Origin of the sequence: Pseudoclavibacter sp. Marseille-Q434, from assembly GCF_050315415.1 — a bacterium.
Classification (GTDB): domain Bacteria; phylum Actinomycetota; class Actinomycetes; order Actinomycetales; family Microbacteriaceae; genus Pseudoclavibacter.
Genome location: NZ_JBNPQH010000003.1, coordinates 146,720 through 170,063 on the forward strand (window position 1 = coordinate 146,720; position 23,344 = coordinate 170,063).

Here is a 23,344-nt window from a genome sequence, read left to right on the forward strand (position 1 = left end):
GCACCTATGCTCGTGCCATGTCAGTGGTGAACGAGGGCCTTCAGCGCGCAGACGCGAGTGCGCAGGCGGCAGGCGGTGAGGGCAAAGTCGGCCTGCTCGCGGTTCTGGGAGTGTTCGTCCTCGGGTTCCTGGCGCTCGGGCTCGGTCTCTGTATCGACGAGATGCTGAGGTATGGGGCCGGCATGGAAGCCGACAGTGATCCGCATTCGACCACCGCGCTCCACTACGGCGAGGCGAAGTCTGTCGCCGACCTCACGATCCTCTTTCTCGGCACCACCTGGCTCGCGTACATCGGAACGGCTGTCAGCGTCGCCAGCAGCGACCCACGTCCGTTCGGCCGCACGTTCGGGATGCTCTTCCTTCTCTCCGTGGTCGCCATCGCCGTTCCGGTCGCCTGGCCCTTCCTTGAGCATTCGTGGCGATGAGCTCTCTTGCATCCGCCCCGCAACGGGCCACCTCCGGCCCACCTCGCGGCACAGTCTGGCGCCCCGTCCTCGGCTGGAGCATTGCAACCGGAATAGCCTTCGTCACCGCGGCCGTGACGCTCGTGATCGGCGTCTTCCTCGGGCTGAGCGTCGGCGAGATGCTCCACTACGGCTACGCCAACTCGAGCGACACCTGGACCGTCCCCAAGGGGCACTACGAGGAGGCCGTCACCACGACCGGCATCGCGGCCGTCGCGCACTTCCTGGTCTGGATCGTGAGCCTTGCTGCCGCCGCAATCACAGCGGCCTGCACACACAGGTCCGTGTGGTGGTCGCTCGCCATCATCACGGTCATCGTCGCGCTCGAGATCGGCGCCATCATCGTCATCCAACACACTCGGTTCGAGGCCGGCGCCTACATGGGGTGACCCTGTCGACCATCACCCAGGGCGCCGATGCGTCTAGATCCGCGCCGCCGCTTCGAGGTCGACGACGCGCATGACCTCGCGCTTGGGTGAGAGCTGGACCAGCTTGATCGCGACACGGAACGCGTCGCTGTTCCGCTCACGGGCGACCTGGATGCGCCGGCGGAACGTGCCCAGCTGAACGTCGAGCTTCTCGGCGGCCTCGGCAACCGAGATGCCAGGCAGGTCATCGCGCGGCGTCGCACCGATAGCCTCCGAAGCCGCGCGGTTGCGCTGCGCGGCTCGGTCCCGGGACTGCTGCGCACGGGCCTCGCGTTCCTCGGGCGTGCCCCCGAACCGGGTGGTCGCCGTCGTTCCCGTGACCCCCAGCGCCGCACCGATCTGCACCCACGTCGAACCACCGGCGCGTGCCCGCTCGACCGCCTCCACAAGTCCAACCTCCTCCAGCCATCTGGCTGCGTCGCGCGTCGCCGTGACGCGCGCGAGCGCATCGCCGTCACTGGGGGCGAGCTCGTCGAGGGCAGCTTCAAGAGGTTCACGCATGGCGTCCATCTGACCGAGAGTACGTCGCTCCCCGGCGGCACGTCCGCAGACCCGCGCCGGCCGACGCAGCGCAGGCTGCTGTCGCAGCTCTCCGAGTGAACAAACGCCGGCAGGCGTATGGTGGCTCACATCGTGATTCGAAGCCAGGAGGTGACACCCATGAACGCAGGATCCACAGTGGGTGCTCCGAGCTCCTCACGAGCCCGCGACTAGCAGCGTCGCGTTCGGAGCGTCCGCCACGCATTTCGCGAAAGGCAACGCCCATGAACTTAACTGCTTCCACCTCACTTCCCTCTTCGTCCGAGACGAACCCAGCCCGACGGGCCCTCGTGCTCGGCGGGGGCGGCTCCACCGGCAACGCCTGGCTGATCGGCGTGCTCGCAGGCCTGGCCGATGCGGGCGTGGATGTCACGACCGCCGACCGTGTCATCGGCACCTCTGCTGGAGCAACCGCCGGGGCTCAACTCGCTGGTGCCGCGCCCGCCACCCTGCTCGACGCGATCCTGAGCACCACACCCCAAACGCCTCCACCGTCACCCGCACAGCGAGGCGAACGGTCGTCCGGACCAGCGCGAGGTGCGGTGGGCGATCAGCTCGAGCGAATGCACCGCCTCATCGCCGAATCCACGAGCGCGGCCGACTACCGCCGCCGCCTCGGCGCATCCGCCCTCGAGCGACTGGAAGCAGCCGACGGGTCCTGGCAGGACCGCTGGCGCGCGACCGTCGCATCACGCCTCCCCGTCCTGGACTGGCCCACCCACGAGCTGCTGCTGACGGCCATCGATGCGTCGACGGGCGATCCCGTCGTCCTCGACCGGCACAGCGAGATGGACCTCGCCGATGCAGTCGCGGCCAGCACGTCGAGTGGCCTCCCCTACCGCGTCGGCGACCGCTGGCTTCTCGACGGCGGTTTCCGCCGCAACGAGAACGCCGACCTCGCGGCAGGCTTCGACAGTGTGCTAGTCCTCGCCCCGTTCTCAGGGACGAGCCTCGCGCCTGCGGAATGGGGCTTGAACCTGGATGCGCAGCTTGCGGAGCTGCGCGCGGGAGAAAGCACGGTCGAGACGATCTTCCCCGGCCCTGAGCTCGACCATCTCTTCGGCGCGAACGCCATGGACTTCACGCTGCGACCGCCAGCAGCCCGCGAGGGGTTCGCGCGTGGACGGCGCTTCGCCGCCGAGCACAGCCGGTTCTGGATGTAACGAAGGAGTGAACTCTGCACAGCGGGGATTCCCAACGGAAGTAAGGGTGACCTAAGCTGAAGTCATCCAGTCTTCGGTGTGCCCCCTCGCACCGATCCCGCCCGAAGGGATCCCCATGACCATCGTCACCGACACCGCGACGACCATCAGCGCCCGCCTCCGCGAGCGCACGTCGCAGGCCCACCAGAGCGCGGAGCGTTCGCGCTTCCTCGAGCGGCTCCTCGGCGGTGAGCTCGGCATCGACGCCTGGGCTGCGCTGCTGCAGCAGTACGGCTTCATGTACGAGGCGCTCGAGAGCGCGGCAGTGCCCGTGCGCGAGCAGGGCCAGCTCGGCGCGATCCCTGCGGCCGAGCTCGACCGTGCGTCGTCGATCGTGGCGGACCTCGCGGCGCTCGCGCCCCGCCTCACGCAGCCGCTCCCCGGCGAGCTCCCGGCGACGCGCGAGTACGCGGACCGCATCACCGCATCCGCCGCCGACCCAGCGCGCTACCTCGCGCACCACTACACGCGCTACCTCGGTGACCTCTCGGGTGGCCAGGCCATGCGCGTGATGCTCGACCGCACGTACACCCTCCCCGCGGAGGAGGCGACGTTCTTCGACTTCACCGAGATCCCGGCGATCGTGCCGTTCAAGCGGGCCTACCGTACCCAGCTCGACGAGCTCGCCTTCGACGAGGACGCCATCGCGCGTCTCCTCGATGAGGCGAACGCGAGCTTCACCTGCAATGAGCGCATCTTCGAAGAGCTGGACGCACGCTTCTAGGATCCGCCCCGCACCGCGCGACGCGAACGGCCCGCATCCACTCGGATGCGGGCCGTTCGCGTTCTGCACCCACCCCGCCGCCTGAGCCGAGAGCGGTGTTGTGGTCGCTTCAACAGCGTCTTGTCGACCACAACACCGCTCCGGGCGCGCAGACCGCTCCGGGCGCGTCTCGCGACTAGCCGAAGAGGTGGGGGTCGAGACCAAGCCTTCGGCGTACGAGCAGGGAGATCGACCAGTTGAGGCCCGCGATCGCGAGTATGCCCGCTCCTCCGCCGAGCACCATCGGCGCGCTGATCTCGCCGATCTGCAGCCCAGAGGCTTCGTTCGAGACGGCGACGGGCCCGGCCCCCGACGGCGCCGCTCCCCCGCTGCTCGTCGTGCTGCCCGCGGCCGGTGCCGTGGTGGCTGGCGCTGGCGCGGGCGCGGGCGCCACCGCGTTCGGGGCACGCGTGCCGCCCGCCGGGTTGCTCTGCGTGAGCGTCGGCGCGGCCGGAGCGTTGTACGCGCCCGCCGTCGGCGTGTAGTCACCCGCCAGGCTCACGGTGAGCGGGATCGTCGGCTTGTAGGTGTCACGGGCGCCGTTGGACGTGAACCAGTACGAGAACTGGCCGGTCTCCTTCTGGAAGTCCACGAAGTCCGACGGGAACGAGCCCCAGTAGCTCGAGTTCAGCGCGGTCTGAGGCGCCTGCCCGCTCGCCGTGCCCTCGTCGCCGCCGACCACTCCCTGCGACTGGCCGCTGCCGCTGTAGGAGACCCCCAGGTAATCGGGGGTCGTCGTGATGACGTCGGCGCCGGTATCGACACCCGTGAGGTTCGCGAGCGTGATGGTGCGATCGCTGAGCTCCACCCATTTGGACGCGTCGGTCATGGATGCGCCGTAGCCGGAGGCCGTCGCGGTGATGGTGCCCCTGCCGTCCCCGCCCACCTTGAGGATCGGGTCGGTCGCCGTCCAGTACGTGAGCCCGCCGTAGAAGGCGACCGTGAAGCTGCCTCGCCACTGCACGGTGAGCTCCGAACCGGAGTGCGTCGCCTCACCACCGGTGATGCGCACCTGCGACTCCGTATGGGAGCCGAGGCGGCTCGTCGAGACGTTGGCGCCCGTGCGGTCGACGCACTTCGTGCCCCAGCTCGCCTGCTGGAAGTCGCTGCCGTTGGGCTTGATGATCGTGACGTTGCCGTCGGCAGAACGATATTCGTCGGCCTTCCAGACCCGTGACGAGCCGGTGTCCCCCGCTTTGCCGGCCGCGAGGAAGTTGCATCCCCCGAAGAAGGCACCGCTGGTCGCTTCCGTGTTCAGTCCCCAGTAGAAGGTTGCTCCTGCGGCGGATGCACCCCCGTCGGTGGGCGTGGTCGGCTCGGTGGTCGGGGGCGTCGTCGGCGCTGGCGGTTCTGGGTCCGGCGTCGTGGTCGGCTGCGGCGGGGCACCGGGGCTGACCTGCTGCGTCGCTGGCGTGCCCGCTTGGGTTGCGAGGTACGGGGTGACGGTGATGGCGTACTCGGTGCTGGCGGCGAGTCCGGACACGATGGTCGAGCCCTGCCCCGTCGCATCCGCCGGCACCTGGAGGGCGGCACCGACGGCGACGCCCCCTTGAGTGAGCTGCACCTGGTAGCCGGTCGGCGGGCCGCCACCCGTGGCGGGCCACGTCAGGGTGGTCGTGAAGGAGCTGGCCTCGACGTCGCTCACCGTGATCCCGGGTGAGGCGGTCGCGCCGAGCGGCTCGACGATGGTGAGGCGAATCGCGTCGTCGGGTGAGAGGTTGATGGGTGTCTCGGCGGTGCCGTTGCGGACGGCGAGCGTGAACTCGTGCGCTCCAACGGTGAGGCCGCTGACGTCCCAGGTGCCCACGCCGCCGCCTGCCGTGATCTGAGCGCGAGTCCCGGCCAGTACCGGCAGCTCACGCCCATCGGCTGCCCGCAGCATGGGCTCCCCGGAGACCTCGGCCCCGAGGTTGACGAACCGCACCTCGGCCCCCTCCGGGTAGTCGCGCGGCAACCGCTCGTAGACCGGGGTCGCGCTCGCGGACGTGTCGAACCTTAGGGTGAGCGGTGCCGCGACCTTCTTGGGGTCAGCCAGGCCACCGGATGAGTACCAGTAGCTCGACTGGCCGGTCGCCTCGTGGAATGCCACGAAGTCCTGGGGCCACGAGCCCCACCCGTCGCCTTCGCGCGTCTGCGGGGTGCCGACGGCACCTGCATCCACGCCCCGGTACTCGGGAGTGAGGGTCGCGCCGGATGCGGTGAGCTCGGCCGGAGTCGCGTCGATCGTCGCGAGCGTGACGGTGCGTTCGCTCAGGGGCTGCCACTTCGAGGGGTCGTCCATGTCGGCGCCGAATCCGCCGGCCGTGCCCGTGAGCGTTCCCCTGCCGTTGCTGAGCTCGAGCGTGAGGTCATCAACCGACCAGTACGTCATGCCGCCGTAGAAGACGACGGTGAAGGCGCCTTCCCAGGAGATGCTGGCTGTGCCGGTCTCGAGGTCGACGGAGCCGCTGCCGTCTGCCAGGTTCACCCGGTTGGCGCTTGTCGACCCGACACCGGTCCCGACCTGGCTCCCGCCCGCGTCGAGGCACCTGGAATCCCACGTGGCGGGTACCTGGTTGCCGGCAGCGTCGGGCTTCGTGATGGAGACGTTGCCCTCGCTCGCCGAGTACAGGCTGTCGTCGGTCCAGACCGCCGACCTGCCGTTGTCACCGGATGCGCCAGCCGAGAGGAAGTTGCAGCCGCCGAAGTAGGCGCCCCCGCCGACCTCGTCGTTCAGTGCCCAGGACAGGTCGACGCCCGAGATGGGCGTCGAGGCGGCCTCCGCCGGGTCGGCGGCCAAGAGGCCGAAGCCCGCAAGCAGGCCGGCGATGCCGATTGCGGCGAGGATGCGCGTGCCGATGCCCGGGGCTGGCAGGCGCCGTGACCGCGCGCCCGTCTCGTGCGCGTCGAGGGTCACCGTGCGTCCTCCCGGCGACCGGTCGCGCTCGAGAGGATGAGCGTCGGCGCGTCTCGATCACCCGGCGCCGTATCCGTATCGCGGAGCGGGCTCGTATCCCGGAGCGGGCTCGGGTGGCGAGGGGTCGGAGCATCCATGGCGAAGAAGTCGACGAGTCTGTCGTTCTCGAGGGGCGCGGGAGACGCGGGGAGGTTCACGAGGCTCTGCTGCGCGGCGGCCGCGCCGAGCCTGCGCCGGGCACGAGCTTCGCGCTGCTCCTGCGCGAGCCTGACCGCCGCCGTCTTCCTGCGCTGCTTCTCGCGCTCCTGCAGCGCCTTGCGTTCGCGTTGCCCGCGCACCTTCTCGAGGGCCGCCGGGTTGACGCCGAGCAGGAGGCTCTTGGCGGCAAGGTAGGCGCCGATGCCCACGGCGAGGCCGACGACGGTGAGTCCGACGAGCAGCAGGACCGGCGCGAGCACGACGAGCCAGGCGAGCGCGTCGCTGACCGAGCCGAGGCCCTGTGAGGACGCCGTGCTCTGGGTCGTGGTCCCGACAGGAGCCGAGGTCGCGACCGGGGCGGCCTCGCCACCTGCCGTTTGCTCGTCGGTCGCCACCGGGGCGGCCGCCTCGGGCTGCGCAGGGCTCGCGCCCGCCTGCGGGGCGACGGCACCGGCCGCAGCGGCCGCAGCCACTCCCGCGAAGGTGAGCGGCGTGAACGATTCGTTGTTCGTGTTCTTCACGCCGTGCGCGCCGATGGTGATGATGCCGCACTGCACGGCGTTGCAGTCGACGGAGGTCGCGTTCTGGTCGCGGTCGTAGGTCTGGAACACCGCGCCGGGGATGCGCAGCGTGCCCGACCAGGTGCCGTCGGCCGCGACCTCGCCGCCGTTCGCGGCGTAGGAGGTGGATCCGCCCGGGAAGGCCGCGAACAGCTGGTAGCCGACGGGGTTCGTCTCGTCGTCGTACACGTAGCGGTAGTCCTCCCCCGTCACGCCTCCCGCGCTCGGCTTCCACGAGCCGCCGCTCGGGTCGTCGACCCAGCCGAACAGCACGTAGATGCCCCCGAATCCGCCCTGCACCGACTGGAATCCGGAGCCGGACACCTGGATCTCGCTCTGCCCGTCCGCCGTCGGCTGTCCGGAGATGGTCACCTGTCCGGCCGCGTGCGCGGGTGCAGCGGAGACGCCGATCGCGGTGACACCGAGGGCGAGCCCGAGCGCCGTCAGGATGGCGGCGACCCAGCGGACTGCGGTGAGCGGAGGCGTGGTGGCGGTCATGCGTGGTGCCCTTCTTCGGCGGGGGTCGAGGAACCGGTGGATGCGCGCTTGGGCACGACGATCGGGGCTCCCGTGAACGGGTCCTCGAGAATGTGCACGGGATGCTCGTAGACCTGCGTGATGAGCTCGGCCGTGAGCACCTGTGCTGGCGGCCCGTCGGCGACGATGCGGCCCCGGCTCAGGAGCGCGATGCGGTCGGCGTAGGCGGCCGCGAGGTCGAGGTTGTGCACGATGATGACGACGGCGCATCCGGTGCTCGCGTAGCTGCGCACGAGGTCGAGCACCATCTCCTGGTGCTTGATGTCCATGGCCGCGGTCGGCTCATCGAGGAGCATGACCGAGGCGGTCTGCGCGAGCACGCGGGCGAGCGCGGCCCGAGCGCGCTCGCCTCCGGACAGCGACGGGTAGTGGCGGTCGGCGAAGCGGTCGATGTCGGTGCGCCGCATCGCGCCCGCGGTGATGAGGTCGTCGCGCTCGCGCTCGCTCACCTGCTGCCAGGGCGCGCGGCCCATGTCGACGACCTCCTCGACCGAGAACGGGAACGCGATATCGACCTGCTGCAGGAGCACGGCTCGGCGCATCGCGAGCTCGGTGTTCGTCCAGGCGTAGCTCGGGAGGCCGTCGATCTCGACGGTGCCGCTGCGCGCATCCACGTCGGCGGTGATGACGTTGATGAGTGTGGACTTGCCCGCGCCGTTGGGACCGACCAGGGCGAGCACCTCGCCGGCCCGGATGTCGAGGTCGAGGCCCTCGAGCACGGTCCGCTCGCCGAAGTCGACGCTCACGTCGCGCACGGACAGGACCACCTCGCCCGGCGTGGTCGCGCGCGGTTTGCGGATGGGGTTCCTGAGGATGGAGCCGATCATGACCACGCGCCGCCCTTCGCCCGGCTGCGCCGGATCAGGTAGAAGAAGAACGGCCCGCCGATGAGGGAGGTCAGCATGCCGATGGGCAGGTCGGCGTACTCGACGAGGGTGCGGGCGCCGAGGTCGGCGATCGTGAGCAGCAGGGCCCCACCGAGCACTGAGCAGAGCAGGAGCGGGCGGTGCGTTGGGCCGATGATCATGCGGATGATGTGCGGCACGACGAGTCCGACGAACGCGATGATGCCGGCGAAGGCGACCGCCGCGGAGACGAGGAGGGCCACGTAGATCATGACGATCAGCCGCACGCGCTCGACGTTCACACCGACGTGGCGGGCCGCCTTCTCGCCGAGCGACAGCAGGTCGAGCTGCCTTCCGATCCCGATGGCGAGGATGCACCCCACGATGATGAGCGGGGCGACCAGCCAGACCTGCTCCCAGCGGGATCCGTTCATGCTGCCCATCTGCCAGAACACGATCTGCTCGCGCGCCTGCGTCGGTGCGCTGAAGGTGATGAAGGCGATGAGCGCACCGCAGACGGCGTTGACGGCGACACCGGTCAGGATGAGCGTGATGACGTCGGTGCGCCGGCCGGAACGGGACAGCGAGTAGACGACGAACGTCGTGATGAGGCCGGCGACGAATGCGAACGCGGGGGTCGTGAACGGGCCGAGGAACGTGAGGCTGAAGAGGATCGAGAAGCTCGCGCCGACGGCCGCGCCTGCGGAGACGCCGACGGAGCCTGGCTCGGCGAGCGGGTTGCCGAAGATGCCCTGCATGAGCGCACCCGCGACGGCCAGCGCCGCGCCGACGAGGACCGTGAGCACCAGTCGCGGGAAGCGGACCTCCGCGAGCGCGGCAGCCCCGAACTCGTGGCTGGGGCCGGGAAGCCAGTTGATGCCCACCTGGTTCAGCAGGAAGCCGAGCACCTCAAGCGGCGGGATGTACAGCTGGCCGATCATCGCGGAGACGAGGCAGCCCGCGATGAGCAGGATCGTGAGGACCGCCGCGAGCAGCGACGCGCGCGCCTTCTTGGAGCGGGGTGGCGCATCCGTCGGCTGGGCGACCGGCTCTGGGCGGCGGCTGGTGCGCTCCTCGACGTGGTCTACGAGGCTCCGTCGCTTCGGCTGCCCTGTTTCTGGCCGCGGGTGGGTGCTTGGCGGAGTCGTGGTCACGTTCGCATCTCTCATCATTCGCCGCTCTGTTCGGCGCCATCGGCGGGGTCCGCCGCGGGGTCGGCCGCCGGCACGTAGGCCAGCTCCGGCGCGTAGATCGCGGTGCCGAGGGCCGCGAGCACCGACGCCGACCGGGGGCCGAAGCTCATCACCTCGTAGTCGCTCATGTCGACGATGCGCTTGTTCGCGCCCGCCGGGGTCTGCCCGATGCCGGGCAGCTGCACGGCTTCGTCGATGCCGCCGACCGAGGCGAGGCCCATCGTCATGACGATGATCACGTCGGGCGCGGCGCGGACGAGGGCCTCTGCGTTGGTCGGCGACATGCCCGCGAACCCGACCTCGGTGGCGACGTCGCGAGCGCCGATGCTCTGGATGATGGAGTCGGCGCCTGAGCCGGCGCCGAACCAGTAGTAGACGCTGCCGCGCAGGTACAGGAACACGACGCGCGGCTTCTTCTCCGGGTCGGTGGGTGCCATCGTGCCGAGCTGCTGGATGGTCGTGCCGATCTCGGCCTGTGTTCGCTGCGAGAGGCTCTCCCCCAGGGTGGGGACGCCGAGCGCATCCGCCACGAACTGGATCTGCGGGGAGACGCCCTCGACGCCGTCCTCGTACGCGATGGGGACCATGACCACGGGGATGCCGGCCTGGCGCAGCTGCAGCTGCACGTCGTAGGGGCCGATGGAGGCGTCGGTCACGACGACCGTCGGCGCGAGCTGGAGGATCGACTCGGCGTTGAGCTCGTGCCCGTTCTGCGTGACGAGCGGCAGCTGCTCGTTGCCCGGCATGACCTTCGTGATATCGGTCGCGGTGTCGCGCCCGATGAGGTTGCACCCGAAGCCCAGCCCGATGACGGCGGCGGCGAGCCCGCCGTTCTGGTTGATGGCAAGGATGCGCGTCGTGTCGGTCACGGTCGTCTCCGCGCCGTCGGAGCTCGTGAACGTCGTCGGGAGCTGCTGCACGGCGGTCGCCGCGTCGGTGATGGGGTTGATCGCCGCCGTCTGCGTGTAGGCGGTGGTCGGCCCCGTGATGCTGCGCGGGTCGGGCAGCTCAACTGAGGTGACGGACGGCAGAACCGGGGCGACCGGGTCGGCCTGCACGGGCTGCGAGACGCACTGCTCGTTGCCCGCGCCGTTGGCCGTGCCGATGTTGTGGAACCCGTTGGCCCACAGCACCGACACGACCACCACCGCGAGCGCCGCACAGCCGGCACGACGGATCGTCGAGCGACGGAAGCGGCGGAGCGTGCGTGGCAGGGGCATGGGTTCCTCGGTTGTGTCTGGTCTGGTCGCGGATGCGCGGGGTCGGATCAGCCGGTGCGTCCCCGGCGGCGAAGCAGCAGCACGATGCCGCCGATGAGTGCCAGCGCGCCGACCCCGAGCGCGAGGGCGAGCGGCTCGTTGCCGGTGGAGATGAGCCCGGATCCGCCGCCAGCGGTACCGGAGCCGTTGCCCGCGTTGGAGCCGCCGCCGGATCCGGTGCTCGGAGCCGGGGCCGCGGTCTGCGACGTGCCCGGGGCAGCCGTGGACGTCGCCACGGCAGTCGGCGCTGGAATGGTCACCTCGACGACTCCGGATGGCGAGGTCGGAGCGGGCTCGGCAACCGCGGGCGTCGGACCCGAAAGGCCGACGCCGAGCGCGAGCACGACGCCGGCGAGCAGCGCGAGTGCAGCGCCTGCCGCACCTCCCACGCGCGGGGGCGTGAGCTTCTCGGCCCCGAGTCCTGCGTCGTCGCCGTAGCCCACCATCAGGAGGTCGAGGCGTCGGCGCCGCCAGATCCAGAAGATGACGGCCGCGGCGGCGAGGAGCAGGATGACGACGAGCACGACGAGCGACCAGGGCAGCGCGAAGGCCGACAGCTCGGCGGTGACGGCCACCGGCACGTCGGTGAACGCATCCATCGGCTGCAGGTAGAGCGTGAGCGTTCCACTGAGCGGGCCCACGGCCCCGGTGCTCAGTGCGCGCGTGACGGTGACCGACGATCCCGGCAGCAGTTCTGGCACGTCCGCACCGGTGAGCACAACCGTTGATGAGCCGCCGATGCCGCTGAGGCGCAGGTCTTCCATCGAAGCGAGCCGCACGTTGCCGGTGTTCACGAGCTCATAGCTGACGGTGGTGGTGCCTCCGCCGAAGGGGTTGATGCCCGCCGCCGACCAGTCCGTGTCGAGGCTCCGAATCTCGGCGGTGGGCGCGAGCGCACCGCTGACCCGCATGTCGATGCGGAGTCCGAGTCGACGCTCGACCTTCACCTGGTCGTCCGAGTCGGCGGGGAGCACCGACGCGACGATCGCCGCGGAGTGATCACCGGGAGTCGCGTCGGCCGGCACGGTGAGCGTGAAGGGGACATCAGTGCTCGCGCCCGGCTCGAGCGAGATCGAGCCGGCGCCCGGCGCGACCCAGAGTCCCGCATCCACCGAGGCTTCGCCGCTCTCGAGGATGTCCACCGCACCGGTCGCCGTCGTGAACGCGTCCGCGGCGTAGATCGTCAGGTTCAGCGCACCCGGACCGGTGTTGGTGACGCTGATGGAGTCGGTGATGACGTCGCCGGGGTCGACCTCGTAGGAGAAGTTCGCGCGGCCCGATCCGCGATCGCCGTCGACCGTGTCGATGCTCCAGGCGGGCGGCTGCGTCGTGTCGGCGTGCGCGGCCGTCGGGGCGAGCGACGACAGCAGCGCCAGCAGCGAGGCCGCGAGCACGACGGAGGCTGTGGCGCGGATGCGGAGACGGATGGGGAGAGCCATGTGGTCCCTAACGTGGGGCCCTCGCGGTGGGGCCGCGTCGGAGCGAGAGGTGGAGGGGCGAGGTGCTGCCCGAGCGGATGCGCGGGCAGCGAGGTGCGAGTGCGCGGAAGCCCGGTGGGCTCCCGCGCACTCCTCAGCGCCTAGGAGATCGCCGAGATGGTGAGGGTCGCGGAGTACGCGCCCTGCTTCGTGGTGGTGGGAACCGACAGGGTGAGGTCAGCACCCAGCGTCGCGCTTGCGGCAGCGTTCGACTGGGCGAGCTTCTGCGCCGAGCCGAGACCCGTCGCGGCCGTGCCGGCGGTGACGTTGTCCGGGTTGCCCGTGAGGACCTTCGGCGACCAGCCGAGGGCCTCGGCGCCGAACGAGTCCGTGCCGTTGCTGAAGTCGGTGGACTGTCCGGAGACCGTCCAGCCGTACGCGGCGGTGCCGCCCGCGCGGGTGTCGGTGACGGCGACGTTGCTGATCGAACCCGTGGCGACGAAGTTGTCACCCGTCTGCACGGCGGTGCCGAGGTCGGCGCCGTTGGCGTCGGCCCACGCCCACGAGAAGGACCCGGTCTCTGGGTCGACAGGGGGCACGATCTCCGCTTCGGGGATGACGACGTCGACGTTGCCCTCTGGCGTGCCGGGAACCTCGACCTCGGGCAGCGTGTAGGCCACCGAGAAGGGCTTCGCCGTCTTGCGCGCGTCAGCCGCGCCGCCGGACGAGTACCAGTAGGAGGACTGGCCGGTCAGCTCGTTGTACTCGACGAACGACTGCGGGAACGAACCCCAGTTGGCTCCGGTACGCGACTGGGGCGTCCCGGTCGTGTCGACCTCGACGCCGGCGTAGTCGACGTCGACGACGGCACCGGTGGCCGTCAGGTCGACGCCGCTGAACGTCGCGAGGTCGATGGTGCGCGAGGGCAGCGGCTCCCAGATCGTGGCGTCATCCATGGACGCGCCGTAGCCGGAAGCTGTGCCGGTCAGCGTGCCCTCGCCGTTGACGACCTCGAGCTGGATGTCGGAGACGGACCAGTACGTCATGCCGCCGTAGAAGACGAACGTGAACGACCCGTCCCAGCCGATGGTGCCGGTCTCCGTGTCCGGGTCGACCGTGCCCGTTCCGCCGGCGAAGTTGACCTGGTTCGCGGAGGACGTGCCCGCCGGAGCCGACACGTTGCCGCCTGCCGGGGTCTGGCACTTCGTGGCCCAGGTCGGCTGAGTCTGCTCGCCAGCTGCGTTGGGCTTGGTGACGGTGACGTTGCCGTCGGCGGTCTTGTAGAACCCTTCCGACTCCGCCCAGACGTGAGAGGAACCGGCGTTGCCGACCTGCCCCGCGACGAGGTAGTTGCAGCCTCCGAAGTACGCGCCTGCGCCGGACTCCGTGTTGACCTGCCATGAGAACGAGACGTTCTCGACGGTTGATTCGGCTGCCGAGGCCGGTGCCGCGCCGAGGCCGAGGCCCGCCGCGATGAGGCCGGCGGCGGCGAGTGTTGCGCCGCTGCGGGCCAGCACAGACGACCGACGAGCCGTCCGATCTTGCACTGCTGTCATGAGTTCTCCTGAGTAGAAGCCACGGCTCCCCGACACGCGCGCAGATGCGCGGCGAGTGCCGTGTCCGAAAGCCTCACGGTGGGGACGCCACCCGGTGGAGCAGGTTAGGTGACGCTAAGTAAGGCAAGGGTTACCTTACGGGAGATTTTCAGGTTCGACAACGGCGCGGCCGGATCCGATGCGCGCGGCAGCCGCGATGCTCGGCAACCGCTGCGTTACCTTTCACCGGTAGCGTGGCTCCGTGCACTCCCCTCTGGACCGATCCTCGGCCGCCCCCGCGCCCCGCACCCTCATCGACGTGCTCTCGGCGACAGCGACCGCGCATCCCGACGCCATCGCGATCGATGACGGCGCCGCTCCCCTGAGCTACTCGGATCTGTCGGCCTACGTCGCCCAGACGGCCAAGGTGCTGCAGGATGCGGGAGTCCGTCGCGGCGACAAGGTCGGCGTGCGACTCGTGTCCGGCACCCGTGAGCTGTACGTGGCGATCCTCTCCATCATCGCCGCCGGGGCCGCCTACGTGCCCGTCGACGTCGACGACCCGGACGAGCGAGCGCTGCTCGTGTTCGGCGAGGCCAAGGTGCGAGGCACCATCGAGGGCGACGGCGAGTTCGTGCTCGCGGCCGACGGCGAGCAGCCAGCAGGGGAACCGGTCGATCTCTTCGAAGCCGGAGCACCGCATCCCGAGAGCAGCAGCCTCGACGAGCTCGACGGCCCGCATCTGGACGACGACACCTGGGTCATCTTCACCTCCGGCTCGACGGGGGTGCCGAAGGGCGTCGCCGTCTCCCACCGCTCCGCGGCCGCCTTCGTCGACGCCGAGGCGAAGCTCTTCCTGCAGGCCGATCCCATCGGCCCAGGCGACCGCGTCCTCGCCGGCCTGTCGGTCGCCTTCGACGCATCCTGCGAGGAGATGTGGCTCGCCTGGCGCTACGGCGCGTGCCTCGTGCCAGCCCCTCGGTCGCTGGTTCGCTCCGGCGAAGACCTCGGGCCATGGCTCCTGCGGCACCAGATCTCAGTCGTCTCGACCGTCCCGACACTGGCCGCACTCTGGCCGAGCGAGACCATCGAGCAGGTCAGGCTCCTCATCTTCGGCGGCGAGGCCTGCCCGCTCGAGCTCACGCAGCGCCTCGTCGGCGACGGCCGCGAGGTCTGGAACACGTACGGCCCGACCGAGGCCACCGTCGTCGCGTGCGCAGCGCTCCTCGACGGCAACGCGCCCATCCGCATCGGCCTCCCGCTCGACGGGTGGGAGCTCGCCGTCGTCGACGCCGAGGGCAAGCGCGTCGCAGAAGGCGAATCCGGCGAGCTCATCATCGGCGGCGTCGGCCTCGCCCGGTACCTCGACCCGGCCAAGGACGCCGAGAAGTACGCGCCCATGGAGAGCCTCGGCTGGGAGCGCGCCTACCGCTCAGGCGACCTCGTCAAGTACGAAGCCGAGGGCCTCGTGTTCCTCGGACGGGCCGACGACCAGGTGAAGATCGGCGGCCGTCGGATCGAGCTCGGCGAAGTCGAGGCGGCGCTGCAGGCCGTCACCGGCGTCACCGGGTCGGCCGTCGCCGTCCGAAAGACCTCGGCAGGCGCCTCCATCCTCGTCGGCTACGTCGTGACGGGACCGGGCTACGAGCGGCAGCTCGCGCGCGCCGAACTCGGCGAGCAGCTGCCGAAGGCCCTCGTGCCGTTGATCGCCGAGGTCGACTCCCTGCCGACCCGCACGTCCGGCAAGGTCGACAAGAACGCACTGCCCTGGCCGCTCCCCGGTGCAGACGAGGTCTCCGGCGACCTCGACGCCCACACCGCCTGGCTCGCCGAGCAGTGGCAGGCCGTGCTCGGACTGCCCGTCGGCAATGAGGACGCCGATTTCTTCGACCTCGGCGGCGGCTCGCTCTCTGCCGCCCAGCTCGTGACGCGCGTGCGCGCCCGCGTCCCCGAGTTCACGGTCGCCGATGTGTACGACCATCCCCGCCTCGCCGCCATGACCGAGTCGATCCGCGAAGCGCTCGACGATGAGGACGAGCTGCCCACGACCTTCAGCACACCAGGGCCGACTCCGCTGTCGGCGCGCATCCTGCAGATCGTCGCAGGTCTCCCCCTGCACATCCTCGCCGGGGCCCGCTGGATCACCTACCTGCTCACCGCGAGCGCCCTGCTGCAGCTCCTGCCCGGGTTCGAGGTGCTGCCGGATGCGCCGCTCTGGCTCATCCTCGTCATGCTCGTGGTGTTCGTGACCCCGTTCGGGAAGATGGCGATCTCGGTTGCAGCCGCGCGCATCCTGCTGTTCCGCCTGAAGCCGGGCGACTACCGACGCGGCGGGGCGACCCACATGCGCCTCTGGCTCGCCGAGCAGGTCGCCACGCAGATCGACGCCGTCGGGCTCGCCGGTGCGCCCTGGGTCGTCTACTACGCACGGGCACTCGGCGCGAAGGTCGGCAACAACGTCGACCTGCACTCGCTGCCGCCGGTCACGGGCATGCTGCAACTGGGCGACGGCGCGGCCATCGAGCCGGAGGTCGACCTGACCGGCTACTGGATCGACGGCGAGCTCGTGCGCATCGGCGGCATCCGCATCGGCGCCGGCGCGACGGTCGGCGCACGAAGCACCCTCGCCCCCGGCACCAAGATCGGCCAGGGGGCCGAGGTCGCGCCCGGTTCCGCGGTCTTCGGCCGGGTTCGCTCCGGCAAGAGCTGGGCCGGATCCCCCGCCGTCCGGGTCGGCAAGGTGCGCGCGAACGACTGGCCCGCCGAACGCCCACCGCAGCCGTTCGGGTGGGCCTTCGTCTACGCCGTCGCGTCAGCGGCACTCGCGCTGCTGCCGCTGTTCTCGTTCGCGGTCGGCGGGGTCGTCGTCGCGGTCGGGATGCGCGGTGCAGCGTCACTGGGCGACGCCACCCTCGCCGCGTTCGCGTGGCTCGCACCCGCAGTCATCGCTGCGGGGGTCACCTTCGCGGGGCTCGTCGTGACCCTCGTGCGTCTCCTCTCGATCGGCCTCACACAGGGCACGCACCCCGTGCGCTCACGCGTCGCCTGGCAGGCCTGGTGCATCGAGCGCCTCCTCGACGCCGCCCGCACCATGCTCTTCCCGTTCTACGCGAGCCTCTTCACCCCGCTCTGGCTGCGGATGCTCGGCGCCAAGGTCGGCCGCGACGTCGAGGCCTCGACCGTGCTGCTCCTCCCCTCGATGACGCAGATCGATGACGGCGCGTTCCTCGCCGACGACACCATGGTCGCCTCCTACGAGCTGCACAACGGGTGGATGCGCATCGAGCGAGCCCGCATCGGCGCACGAGCCTTCCTCGGCAACTCCGGCATGGCAGCGGCAGGGCACTCCGTGCCCCGCGACGGCCTCGTCGCCGTGCTCTCCGCCGCGCCCGCGAAGGCGAAGCCCGGCTCATCCTGGCTCGGCTCCCCGCCCGTCCGCCTCCGCCGCGTCACCGTCGACGGCGACGAGTCCCGCACTTACAACCCGCCCCGGGCGCTCCGCATCGCCCGCGCGCTCTGGGAGCTGTGCCGCATCGTCCCCGTCATCGTCACCTGCGGACTCGGCCTCGGCGTGCTCCTCGCCCTCGCCGCCATCGAGACCGCGGTCGGCGTCGCCTGGACCATCGTGCTCTCCGGCTTCGTCCTGCTCGCCGCGGCAGCCGCATCCGCCCTCATCTCGACGGTCGCCAAGTGGGTCATCGTCGGGCGCATCCGCGTCTCCGAGCAGCCCCTCTGGTCGAGCTTCGTGTGGCGCACCGAGGTCGCAGACACCTTCGTCGAGATGGTCGCAGCCCCCTGGTTCGCGCGCGGGGCCGCCGGAACGCCCGCCCTCGCGCTCTGGCTGCGCTCGCTGGGCGCGAAGATCGGCAAGGGCGTCTGGTGCGACTCCTACTGGCTCCCGGAGGCAGATCTGGTCACTCTCGGCGACGGAGCCACCGTCAACCGGGGATGCGTCGTCCAGACTCACCTGTTCCATGATCGAATAATGAGCATGGACACCGTCACCCTCGAAGCAGGCGCAACACTCGGACCGCACAGCGTGATCCTGCCCGCCGCCACGATCGGCGCCCACGCCACCGTGGGACCAGCCTCCCTTGTCATGCGAGGCGAGTCGGTGCCCGTCGGCAGCCGCTGGAGCGGCAACCCCATCGGCCCCTGGCGCGCGCTCAAGCTCCGCGCCTACCAGTCGAAGGTGTCATGAACCGCGCCGCCGCGCTTGAGCCACTGCCCGGCAACCCCTACACGCCACAGAGCGGCGACGTGAGCATCCGTGTCGAGCACTACGACCTCACCCTCAAGTACCGGATGCAGAACAACCGACTCTCCGGCACGGCGACGCTGAGCATCCGCGCCACCGTTCCCCTCACCGCGTTCTCCCTCGACCTCGTCGGCCTTCGCGTCAGCAAGGTCGCCGCTCGCGGTGACAAGCAGGCGCGCTTCAAGCAGAGCGACCGCAAGCTGAAGGTCACGCTGTCGAAGCCAGTCGAGGCCGGAGCCGCCATCACGCTCGAGGTCGTCTACGAGGGCGCCCCTCGCCCCCGGCGCTCCCGATGGGGAACCATCGGCTGGGAAGAGCTCGAGGACGGCATCATCGTCGCCTCGCAGCCCACCGGCGCCCCGACCTGGTTCCCCTGCAACGACCACCCCGCCGACAAGGCCAGCTACCGCATCCAGGTCTCCGTCGACAGCAACTACGACGTGGTCGCGACCGGAGCGCTGCACTCGAGGCGCTCATCCGGAGGCCTGACGACGTGGGTGTACGAGGAGGCGCACCGACCGCCAGCTACCTCGTCACCCTGCAGATCGGCCGCTACCGGCGCGAAGACGTGCAGCTCGCGGGAGTCGCCGGACGCCTGCACTACCCGCCCGCCCTCGCCCGTCGCGTGGGCACAGACCTCGCCGACCTCTCCCGCATGATGGAGACCTTCGAGCTGACCTTCGGCCCGTACCCCTTCGACTCCTACGCCGTCATCGTGACGGCCGACGACCTCGAGATCCCCCTCGAGGCCCAGGGCATGGCGATCTTCGGCGCGAACCAGATCGACGGCGCCAGAGGCCAGGAGCGCCTCGTCGCCCACGAGCTCGCGCATCAGTGGTTCGGCAACAGCATCGGAGTGGGTGGCTGGCAGCACATCTGGCTGAACGAGGGATTCGCCTGCTACGCCGAGTGGATCTGGGCAGAGGCGAGCGGCGCCGAGAGCGCCGACCAGCTCGCCAGGTACTACTGGCGCACGCTCTCCGAGCTGCCGCAGGACCTGCTGCTCGGCGACCCGGGTGCCGCCGACATGTTCGACGACCGCGTCTACAAGCGCGGCGCGCTCACCCTCCACGCCCTGCGCCTGACCGTCGGCGACTCGGCGTTCTTCGAGATCCTCACGAGCTGGACCTCGGTGAAGCGCTTCTCCGTGGCCTCGACCGCGGAGTTCATCGAGCACACCGCGAAAGTCGTGCCGGACGCCCCGCTCCAGGAGCTCTTCGACGCCTGGCTCTACCAGCTCGCCCTTCCCGAGCTGCCCAGCGCGCTCAGAGCGAAGGTGACCCGGCTTCTTCGTTAGCGGGTGCACTGGCCAGGCTCGTTTCCCGGTCCGGCTTCCGTGCGGCCACGGCCACGAGGAAGCGACGGTCGACGACGGAGCGGTGGATGCGGTAGCTCGCCTCGTCCCCCGAGATGCGAGCATGCTCCTCCCTGTCGGCGTGCCCCTCGCCGGACGCGAGGCGCACGAAGCTCGGGTCGACGCGCAGCCCGCGGCCGTCAGCTTTGAGGACCGCCTCGACGGCGGTCCACCGCTCGAGGTCGAGAGCCGGGTCGAACACATCCCTCGAAGGCGCAGGGGGCGACGGGTCCTGGTCTGGCTCTGAGAGTGCACGGTCGGGCATCGCAGGGGCGGAGTCTTCGTGGAACCGCAGCGCCTCGGCGTCGATCCCGAGTGCGCCGACATCGTCGGCGCTGGCCAGCGCGACGAAGACCGCGGATCCCGCGTAGGCGATGCTCACGAGCACCGGCAGGCCCGGGATGCTCGGCTTCCCGTGACTCGTCGAACCGCAGTGTGAGCACACTGCCTCGAGCGCCGCGACCGGCGCGACCGGCGCGAGCCCGTGCTCCCCGCCTTCGAGATGGGTTCCACGCTTCCGGATGGCATGCACGCCATCCGGAAGCGTGGAACCCATCTCGAGGTCTGCGGCGTGGTGGTCTGCGGCGAGGCGGTCTGCCGCGAGGTGGTCTCCCGCGAGGCGGTCGAGGCCGAGCTGCACAAGCAGGCGACCGGTGAGGAACGCGTCCGCACGGCCGTCTGCCCGCGCGTCGGACAAGGTGCCCAGCCGCTCGCGGTCACCCGCGGACAGCACCTCGAGAGACCGCCGGCGGTCTCGTCCGCCGAGTGCACGGGCGTCGGCGCTGACGATGAGGACCCTGCCGAGCAGCAGTTCGATCACCTTCACGCGGTCTGCCTCACGTCTTCGGAAGAGACTCGCGTCGCTGCGGCTCCAGAGCGGGTCGAGCGCGTCGGTGAGGCCCCAGAACGAGTCGAGCGCATCGAACCCGCCGACGGCACCTCGCGACCGGCCGCTCCCCCGCTGCGACAGGCCGCCCACTGACGCAGTGCAGAAGCCCCGCGTGCGGTGAGGCAGGCGGGGCTTCTGGGCGTCGTCGACGCGCTCACGCGACGGTGAGCTAGGCCGACTTCTCGGCGCGCAGCTCCGGTCGCGGGATGATCGTCGGTGCGGCATTCTTGAGCACCACGTCGCGAGTGATCTCGACCCGGCTGGCGTCGTCGAGGGAGGGCACATCGAACATGACCGGCCCGAGCGTCTCCTCGAGGATGGCTCGGAGCCCGCGGGCACCGGTCTGGCGCAGCACCGCCAGGTCGGCGATCTCCTCCAGCGCGCCTTCGTCGAAGACGAGCTCGACACCGTCGAGTTCGAACATCTTCTGGTATTGCTTCACGAGCGCGTTGCGCGGCTGCGTGAGGATGTCGATGAGTGCGCCCCGATCGAGCGGCGAGACCGTCGTGATGACGGGAAGGCGGCCGATGAACTCCGGGATGAGCCCGAACTTGTGCAGGTCTTCCGGGAGCACCTCGCTGTAGAGGTCGCGATCATCGTTCTTCGAGTGCAGGGGGGCGCCGAAGCCGATGCCCTTCTTGCCGGCACGCTGCGAGACGATCTCCTCCAGGCCCGCGAAGGCACCCGCCACAATGAAGAGCACGTTCGTCGTGTCGATCTGGATGAACTCCTGCTGCGGGTGCTTGCGGCCACCCTGCGGCGGAACCGACGCGACAGTGCCTTCGAGGATCTTCAGCAGCGCCTGCTGGACACCCTCGCCGGAGACGTCGCGCGTGATGGACGGGTTCTCCGCCTTGCGCGCGATCTTGTCGATCTCATCGATGTAGATGATGCCCGTCTCGGCACGCTTCACGTCGAAGTCAGCGGCCTGCAGCAGCTTCAGCAGGATGTTCTCGACGTCTTCGCCGACGTACCCCGCCTCGGTCAGCGCCGTCGCGTCAGCGACAGCGAACGGCACGTTGAGCCGCTTCGCGAGCGACTGCGCGAGGTAGGTCTTGCCGCATCCGGTTGGCCCGATGAGCATGATGTTGCTCTTCGAGATCTCGACCTCGTCGACCCGCTCTTCTGCAGAGGTGATCTGGCCGAGCGCGCGAACACGCTTGTAGTGGTTGTAGACCGCGACGGCGAGTGCCTTCTTCGCGGGCTCCTGCCCGATGACGTACTCCTCGAGGAAGGCGAAGATCTCGCGCGGCTTCGGGAGCTCGAAGTCCTTGACTTCGCTGGTCTCGGAGTCGGCCATGCGCTCTTCGATGATCTCGTTGCACAGCTCGACGCACTCGTCGCAGATGTAGACACCAGGACCAGCGATGAGCTGCTTCACCTGCTTCTGGCTCTTGGCGCAGAACGAGCATTTCAGCAACTCGCTGCTTTCACCGATACGTGCCATGAGGACCTCCTTCGCGGTCTGCCAAGACTAACCCGAACCACCGACATTGCCCGGATGGCCGCGCCAGGGGGACTCCCCCGACACGGCCATCCGGGCACTGCATGTCGCTGTTCGGTCTACTCGAACTAGTCGATGATGACCGGCTCGGCGCCCTTGCGGCTCGTGAGCACCTGGTCGATGAGGCCGTACTCGAGGGCCTCGGCGGCCGACAGGATCTTGTCGCGCTCGATGTCGCGGTTCACCTTGTCGACGGGCTTGCCCGAGTGACGCGAGAGCGCCTCCTCGAGCCAGGTGCGCATCCGCAGCACTTCCTGCGCCTGGATCTCGATGTCCGACGCCTGCCCCTGGCCGGCGCCGCCGGTCGAGGGCTGGTGGATGAGGACACGAGCATTCGGGAGAGCGAGGCGCTTGCCGGGCTGTCCCGCGGCGAGCAGCACGGCGGCCGCGGAGGCTGCCTGCCCGAGGCACACGGTGGAGACCTCTGGACGGATGTACTGCATCGTGTCGTAGATCGCCGTCATGGCCGTGAACGATCCACCGGGCGAGTTGATGTACAGCGTGATGTCGCGGTCAGGGTCCTGGCTCTCGAGCACGAGGAGCTGGGCCATGATGTCGTCAGCCGAGGCGTCGTCGACCTGCACTCCGAGGAAGATGATGCGGTCCTCGAAGAGCTTCGCGTACGGGTCCTGGCGCTTGTAGCCGTACGCCGTGCGCTCCTCGAACGACGGCAGGATGTACCGCGAGGAGGGGCTCTGGACGCCTGCCGGCGAGCCGCCGGTCAGAAATGGGGTGTTCATATGCTCTGGCTTCCTTACTCTGCCGACTCGGACGTGGACTCGGCGTCGCGCTTGGTGCCGCCGCCGCCCGTGACCTCGGTCGCCGACGAACGGATGTGGTCGACGAAGCCGTACGCCAGCGCCTCATCGGCGTTGAACCAGCGGTCGCGGTCGCCATCCTCGTTGATCTGCTCGAGGCTCTTGCCCGTGCGCTGTGCCGTGATCGACGCGAGGCGCGCCTTCATGTCGAGGATCAGCTGCGCCTGGGTCTGGATGTCGCTCGCCGTGCCGCCGAAGCCGCCGTGCGGCTGGTGCAGCAGGACGCGCGCGTTCGGCGTGATGTAGCGCTTGCCCGGCGCACCTGCGGTCAGCAGGAGCTGGCCCATGGAGGCCGCCATGCCGATGCCCACGGTGACGATGTCGTTCGGCACGAACTCCATCGTGTCGAAGATCGCCATACCTGCGGTGATCGATCCACCCGGCGAGTTGATGTAGAGGTAGATGTCTCGCTCAGGGTCCTCTGCAGCAAGCAGCAGGATCTTCGCGCAGATCTCGTTCGCGTTCTCATCGCGCACCTCGGACCCGAGCCAGATGATGCGGTCTTTCAAGAGCCTGTCGAAGACGCTGTTCGGCAGTTGAATATCAGCCACGGTCGCTCCATTTCCCTAACGGTCGTCACCGAATCTAGTAGAGCCGCGAGGCCAGCGCTGGCCTGTTCGCCCACGGCACACGGTGCCTGGCAAAGGGCCAGACATGCACGAAGCGCCGCCGGCGTGATGCCG

At 69.8% G+C, this 23,344-nt stretch carries 19 protein-coding genes; 7 read left to right on the top strand and 12 right to left on the bottom strand.

The genetic code is table 11. The annotated features are described in order from the left end of the window. The first annotated feature begins 17 nt into the window (after nt 1-17). Both ACQFZP_RS12940 and ACQFZP_RS12945 read left to right on the top strand, forming a co-directional pair. Nucleotides 18-425, top strand: a complete 408-nt coding sequence (locus tag ACQFZP_RS12940) for a hypothetical protein (RefSeq protein WP_211891609.1) — start codon at nt 18-20, stop codon at nt 423-425. Further along, nucleotides 422-853 (top strand): hypothetical protein, encoded by a 432-nt coding sequence (locus ACQFZP_RS12945; protein ID WP_211891610.1) that lies wholly within the window; start codon nt 422-424, stop codon nt 851-853. The genes ACQFZP_RS12940 and ACQFZP_RS12945 overlap by 4 nt, the downstream gene beginning before the upstream one ends. Before the next feature lie 33 nt (nt 854-886). On the opposite strand, the gene ACQFZP_RS12950 is transcribed toward ACQFZP_RS12945, so the two are convergent. Continuing rightward, nucleotides 887-1,393 (bottom strand): hypothetical protein, encoded by a 507-nt coding sequence (locus ACQFZP_RS12950; protein ID WP_146080754.1) that lies wholly within the window; start codon nt 1,391-1,393, stop codon nt 887-889. Nucleotides 1,394-1,656: 263 nt separating this feature from the next. Here ACQFZP_RS12950 and ACQFZP_RS12955 point away from each other — a divergent pair, with 263 nt between their 5' ends. Together ACQFZP_RS12955 and ACQFZP_RS12960 are read left to right on the top strand one after the other, a co-directional pair. Continuing rightward, nucleotides 1,657-2,595, top strand: a complete 939-nt coding sequence (locus ACQFZP_RS12955) for a patatin-like phospholipase family protein (protein ID WP_211891611.1) — start codon at nt 1,657-1,659, stop codon at nt 2,593-2,595. Between the two features lie 115 nt (nt 2,596-2,710). Then, the gene (locus ACQFZP_RS12960; RefSeq protein WP_211891612.1) at nt 2,711-3,358 is read left to right on the top strand and encodes a heme oxygenase (biliverdin-producing); all 648 of its coding nucleotides are present in this window, start codon (nt 2,711-2,713) and stop codon (nt 3,356-3,358) included. 175 nt (nt 3,359-3,533) lie between these two features. On the opposite strand, the gene ACQFZP_RS12965 is transcribed toward ACQFZP_RS12960, so the two are convergent. From ACQFZP_RS12965 to ACQFZP_RS12995, 7 genes are all read right to left on the bottom strand, one after another. Then, nucleotides 3,534-6,293, bottom strand: coding sequence for a fibronectin type III domain-containing protein (locus ACQFZP_RS12965; RefSeq protein WP_211891613.1), 2,760 nt, complete (start codon nt 6,291-6,293; stop codon nt 3,534-3,536). Then, nucleotides 6,290-7,549 (bottom strand): hypothetical protein, encoded by a 1,260-nt coding sequence (locus ACQFZP_RS12970; protein ID WP_211891614.1) that lies wholly within the window; start codon nt 7,547-7,549, stop codon nt 6,290-6,292. The genes ACQFZP_RS12965 and ACQFZP_RS12970 overlap by 4 nt, the downstream gene beginning before the upstream one ends. Continuing rightward, complete coding sequence (locus tag ACQFZP_RS12975) at nt 7,546-8,415, bottom strand: heme ABC transporter ATP-binding protein (protein WP_211891615.1); 870 nt, start codon at nt 8,413-8,415, stop codon at nt 7,546-7,548. The genes ACQFZP_RS12970 and ACQFZP_RS12975 overlap by 4 nt, the downstream gene beginning before the upstream one ends. Continuing rightward, a complete protein-coding gene (locus ACQFZP_RS12980) occupies nt 8,412-9,587 on the bottom strand; it encodes a FecCD family ABC transporter permease (protein WP_307852841.1) in 1,176 nt (391 codons plus the stop codon). The genes ACQFZP_RS12975 and ACQFZP_RS12980 overlap by 4 nt, the downstream gene beginning before the upstream one ends. A 14-nt stretch (nt 9,588-9,601) precedes the next feature. Beyond that, a complete protein-coding gene (locus ACQFZP_RS12985; protein WP_211891616.1) occupies nt 9,602-10,846 on the bottom strand; it encodes a heme/hemin ABC transporter substrate-binding protein in 1,245 nt (414 codons plus the stop codon). 47 nt (nt 10,847-10,893) lie between these two features. Continuing rightward, a complete protein-coding gene (locus tag ACQFZP_RS12990) occupies nt 10,894-12,324 on the bottom strand; it encodes a hypothetical protein (protein ID WP_211891617.1) in 1,431 nt (476 codons plus the stop codon). 140 nt (nt 12,325-12,464) lie between these two features. Continuing rightward, nucleotides 12,465-13,859, bottom strand: a complete 1,395-nt coding sequence (locus ACQFZP_RS12995; RefSeq protein WP_211891618.1) for an HtaA domain-containing protein — start codon at nt 13,857-13,859, stop codon at nt 12,465-12,467. 241 nt (nt 13,860-14,100) lie between these two features. On the opposite strand from ACQFZP_RS12995, the gene ACQFZP_RS13000 reads away from it, so the two are divergent. From ACQFZP_RS13000 to ACQFZP_RS13010, 3 genes are read left to right on the top strand one after another with little or no spacing between them, the layout of a single operon-like run. After that, nucleotides 14,101-18,039 carry a Pls/PosA family non-ribosomal peptide synthetase gene (locus ACQFZP_RS13000; protein ID WP_211891619.1) on the top strand — a complete coding sequence of 1,313 codons (3,939 nt, stop codon included), beginning with the start codon at nt 14,101-14,103 and terminating at the stop codon, nt 18,037-18,039. Then, complete coding sequence (locus tag ACQFZP_RS13005; RefSeq protein ID WP_249312488.1) at nt 18,036-18,755, top strand: hypothetical protein; 720 nt, start codon at nt 18,036-18,038, stop codon at nt 18,753-18,755. Before ACQFZP_RS13000 ends, ACQFZP_RS13005 begins: the two co-directional genes overlap by 4 nt. Further along, on the top strand, nt 18,755-19,393 hold the full coding sequence (locus tag ACQFZP_RS13010; RefSeq protein ID WP_249312535.1) for a M1 family aminopeptidase: 639 nt from the start codon (nt 18,755-18,757) through the stop codon (nt 19,391-19,393). The genes ACQFZP_RS13005 and ACQFZP_RS13010 overlap by 1 nt, the downstream gene beginning before the upstream one ends. On the opposite strand, the gene ACQFZP_RS13015 is transcribed toward ACQFZP_RS13010, so the two are convergent. The 4 genes from ACQFZP_RS13015 to ACQFZP_RS13030 form a co-directional block, all read right to left on the bottom strand. Then, nucleotides 19,362-20,429, bottom strand: a complete 1,068-nt coding sequence (locus ACQFZP_RS13015) for a 4'-phosphopantetheinyl transferase family protein (protein ID WP_211891620.1) — start codon at nt 20,427-20,429, stop codon at nt 19,362-19,364. The genes ACQFZP_RS13010 and ACQFZP_RS13015 overlap by 32 nt on opposite strands. Nucleotides 20,430-20,508: 79 nt before the next feature. Beyond that, nucleotides 20,509-21,786: an ATP-dependent Clp protease ATP-binding subunit ClpX gene (gene clpX, locus ACQFZP_RS13020; protein ID WP_104253100.1), complete on the bottom strand. Its 1,278-nt coding sequence runs from the start codon at nt 21,784-21,786 to the stop codon at nt 20,509-20,511. A gap of 125 nt (nt 21,787-21,911) precedes the next feature. Then, nucleotides 21,912-22,583 (bottom strand): ATP-dependent Clp protease proteolytic subunit, encoded by a 672-nt coding sequence (locus ACQFZP_RS13025; RefSeq protein WP_104253101.1) that lies wholly within the window; start codon nt 22,581-22,583, stop codon nt 21,912-21,914. A gap of 14 nt (nt 22,584-22,597) precedes the next feature. Next, nucleotides 22,598-23,212: an ATP-dependent Clp protease proteolytic subunit gene (locus tag ACQFZP_RS13030; protein ID WP_104240770.1), complete on the bottom strand. Its 615-nt coding sequence runs from the start codon at nt 23,210-23,212 to the stop codon at nt 22,598-22,600. Between the last annotated feature and the right edge of the window lie 132 nt (nt 23,213-23,344).

Excerpts from the sequence above, each read along its gene's own strand:
- ACQFZP_RS12960 (WP_211891612.1), top strand. The coding sequence starts at position 2,711 with ATGACCATCGTCACCGACACCGCGACGACCATCAGCGCCCGCCTCCGC.
- ACQFZP_RS12990 (WP_211891617.1), bottom strand. The coding sequence starts at position 12,324 with ATGGCTCTCCCCATCCGTCTCCGCATCCGCGCCACAGCCTCCGTCGTG.
- ACQFZP_RS12995 (WP_211891618.1), bottom strand. The coding sequence starts at position 13,859 with ATGACAGCAGTGCAAGATCGGACGGCTCGTCGGTCGTCTGTGCTGGCC.
- ACQFZP_RS12970 (WP_211891614.1), bottom strand. The coding sequence starts at position 7,549 with ATGACCGCCACCACGCCTCCGCTCACCGCAGTCCGCTGGGTCGCCGCC.
- ACQFZP_RS12945 (WP_211891610.1), top strand. The coding sequence starts at position 422 with ATGAGCTCTCTTGCATCCGCCCCGCAACGGGCCACCTCCGGCCCACCT.
- ACQFZP_RS13010 (WP_249312535.1), top strand. The coding sequence starts at position 18,755 with ATGGAGACCTTCGAGCTGACCTTCGGCCCGTACCCCTTCGACTCCTAC.
- ACQFZP_RS13005 (WP_249312488.1), top strand. The coding sequence starts at position 18,036 with ATGAACCGCGCCGCCGCGCTTGAGCCACTGCCCGGCAACCCCTACACG.
- ACQFZP_RS12940 (WP_211891609.1), top strand. The coding sequence starts at position 18 with ATGTCAGTGGTGAACGAGGGCCTTCAGCGCGCAGACGCGAGTGCGCAG.
- ACQFZP_RS12950 (WP_146080754.1), bottom strand. The coding sequence starts at position 1,393 with ATGCGTGAACCTCTTGAAGCTGCCCTCGACGAGCTCGCCCCCAGTGAC.
- ACQFZP_RS13025 (WP_104253101.1), bottom strand. The coding sequence starts at position 22,583 with ATGAACACCCCATTTCTGACCGGCGGCTCGCCGGCAGGCGTCCAGAGC.
- ACQFZP_RS12975 (WP_211891615.1), bottom strand. The coding sequence starts at position 8,415 with ATGATCGGCTCCATCCTCAGGAACCCCATCCGCAAACCGCGCGCGACC.
- clpX (WP_104253100.1), bottom strand. The coding sequence starts at position 21,786 with ATGGCACGTATCGGTGAAAGCAGCGAGTTGCTGAAATGCTCGTTCTGC.
- ACQFZP_RS12985 (WP_211891616.1), bottom strand. The coding sequence starts at position 10,846 with ATGCCCCTGCCACGCACGCTCCGCCGCTTCCGTCGCTCGACGATCCGT.
- ACQFZP_RS12955 (WP_211891611.1), top strand. The coding sequence starts at position 1,657 with ATGAACTTAACTGCTTCCACCTCACTTCCCTCTTCGTCCGAGACGAAC.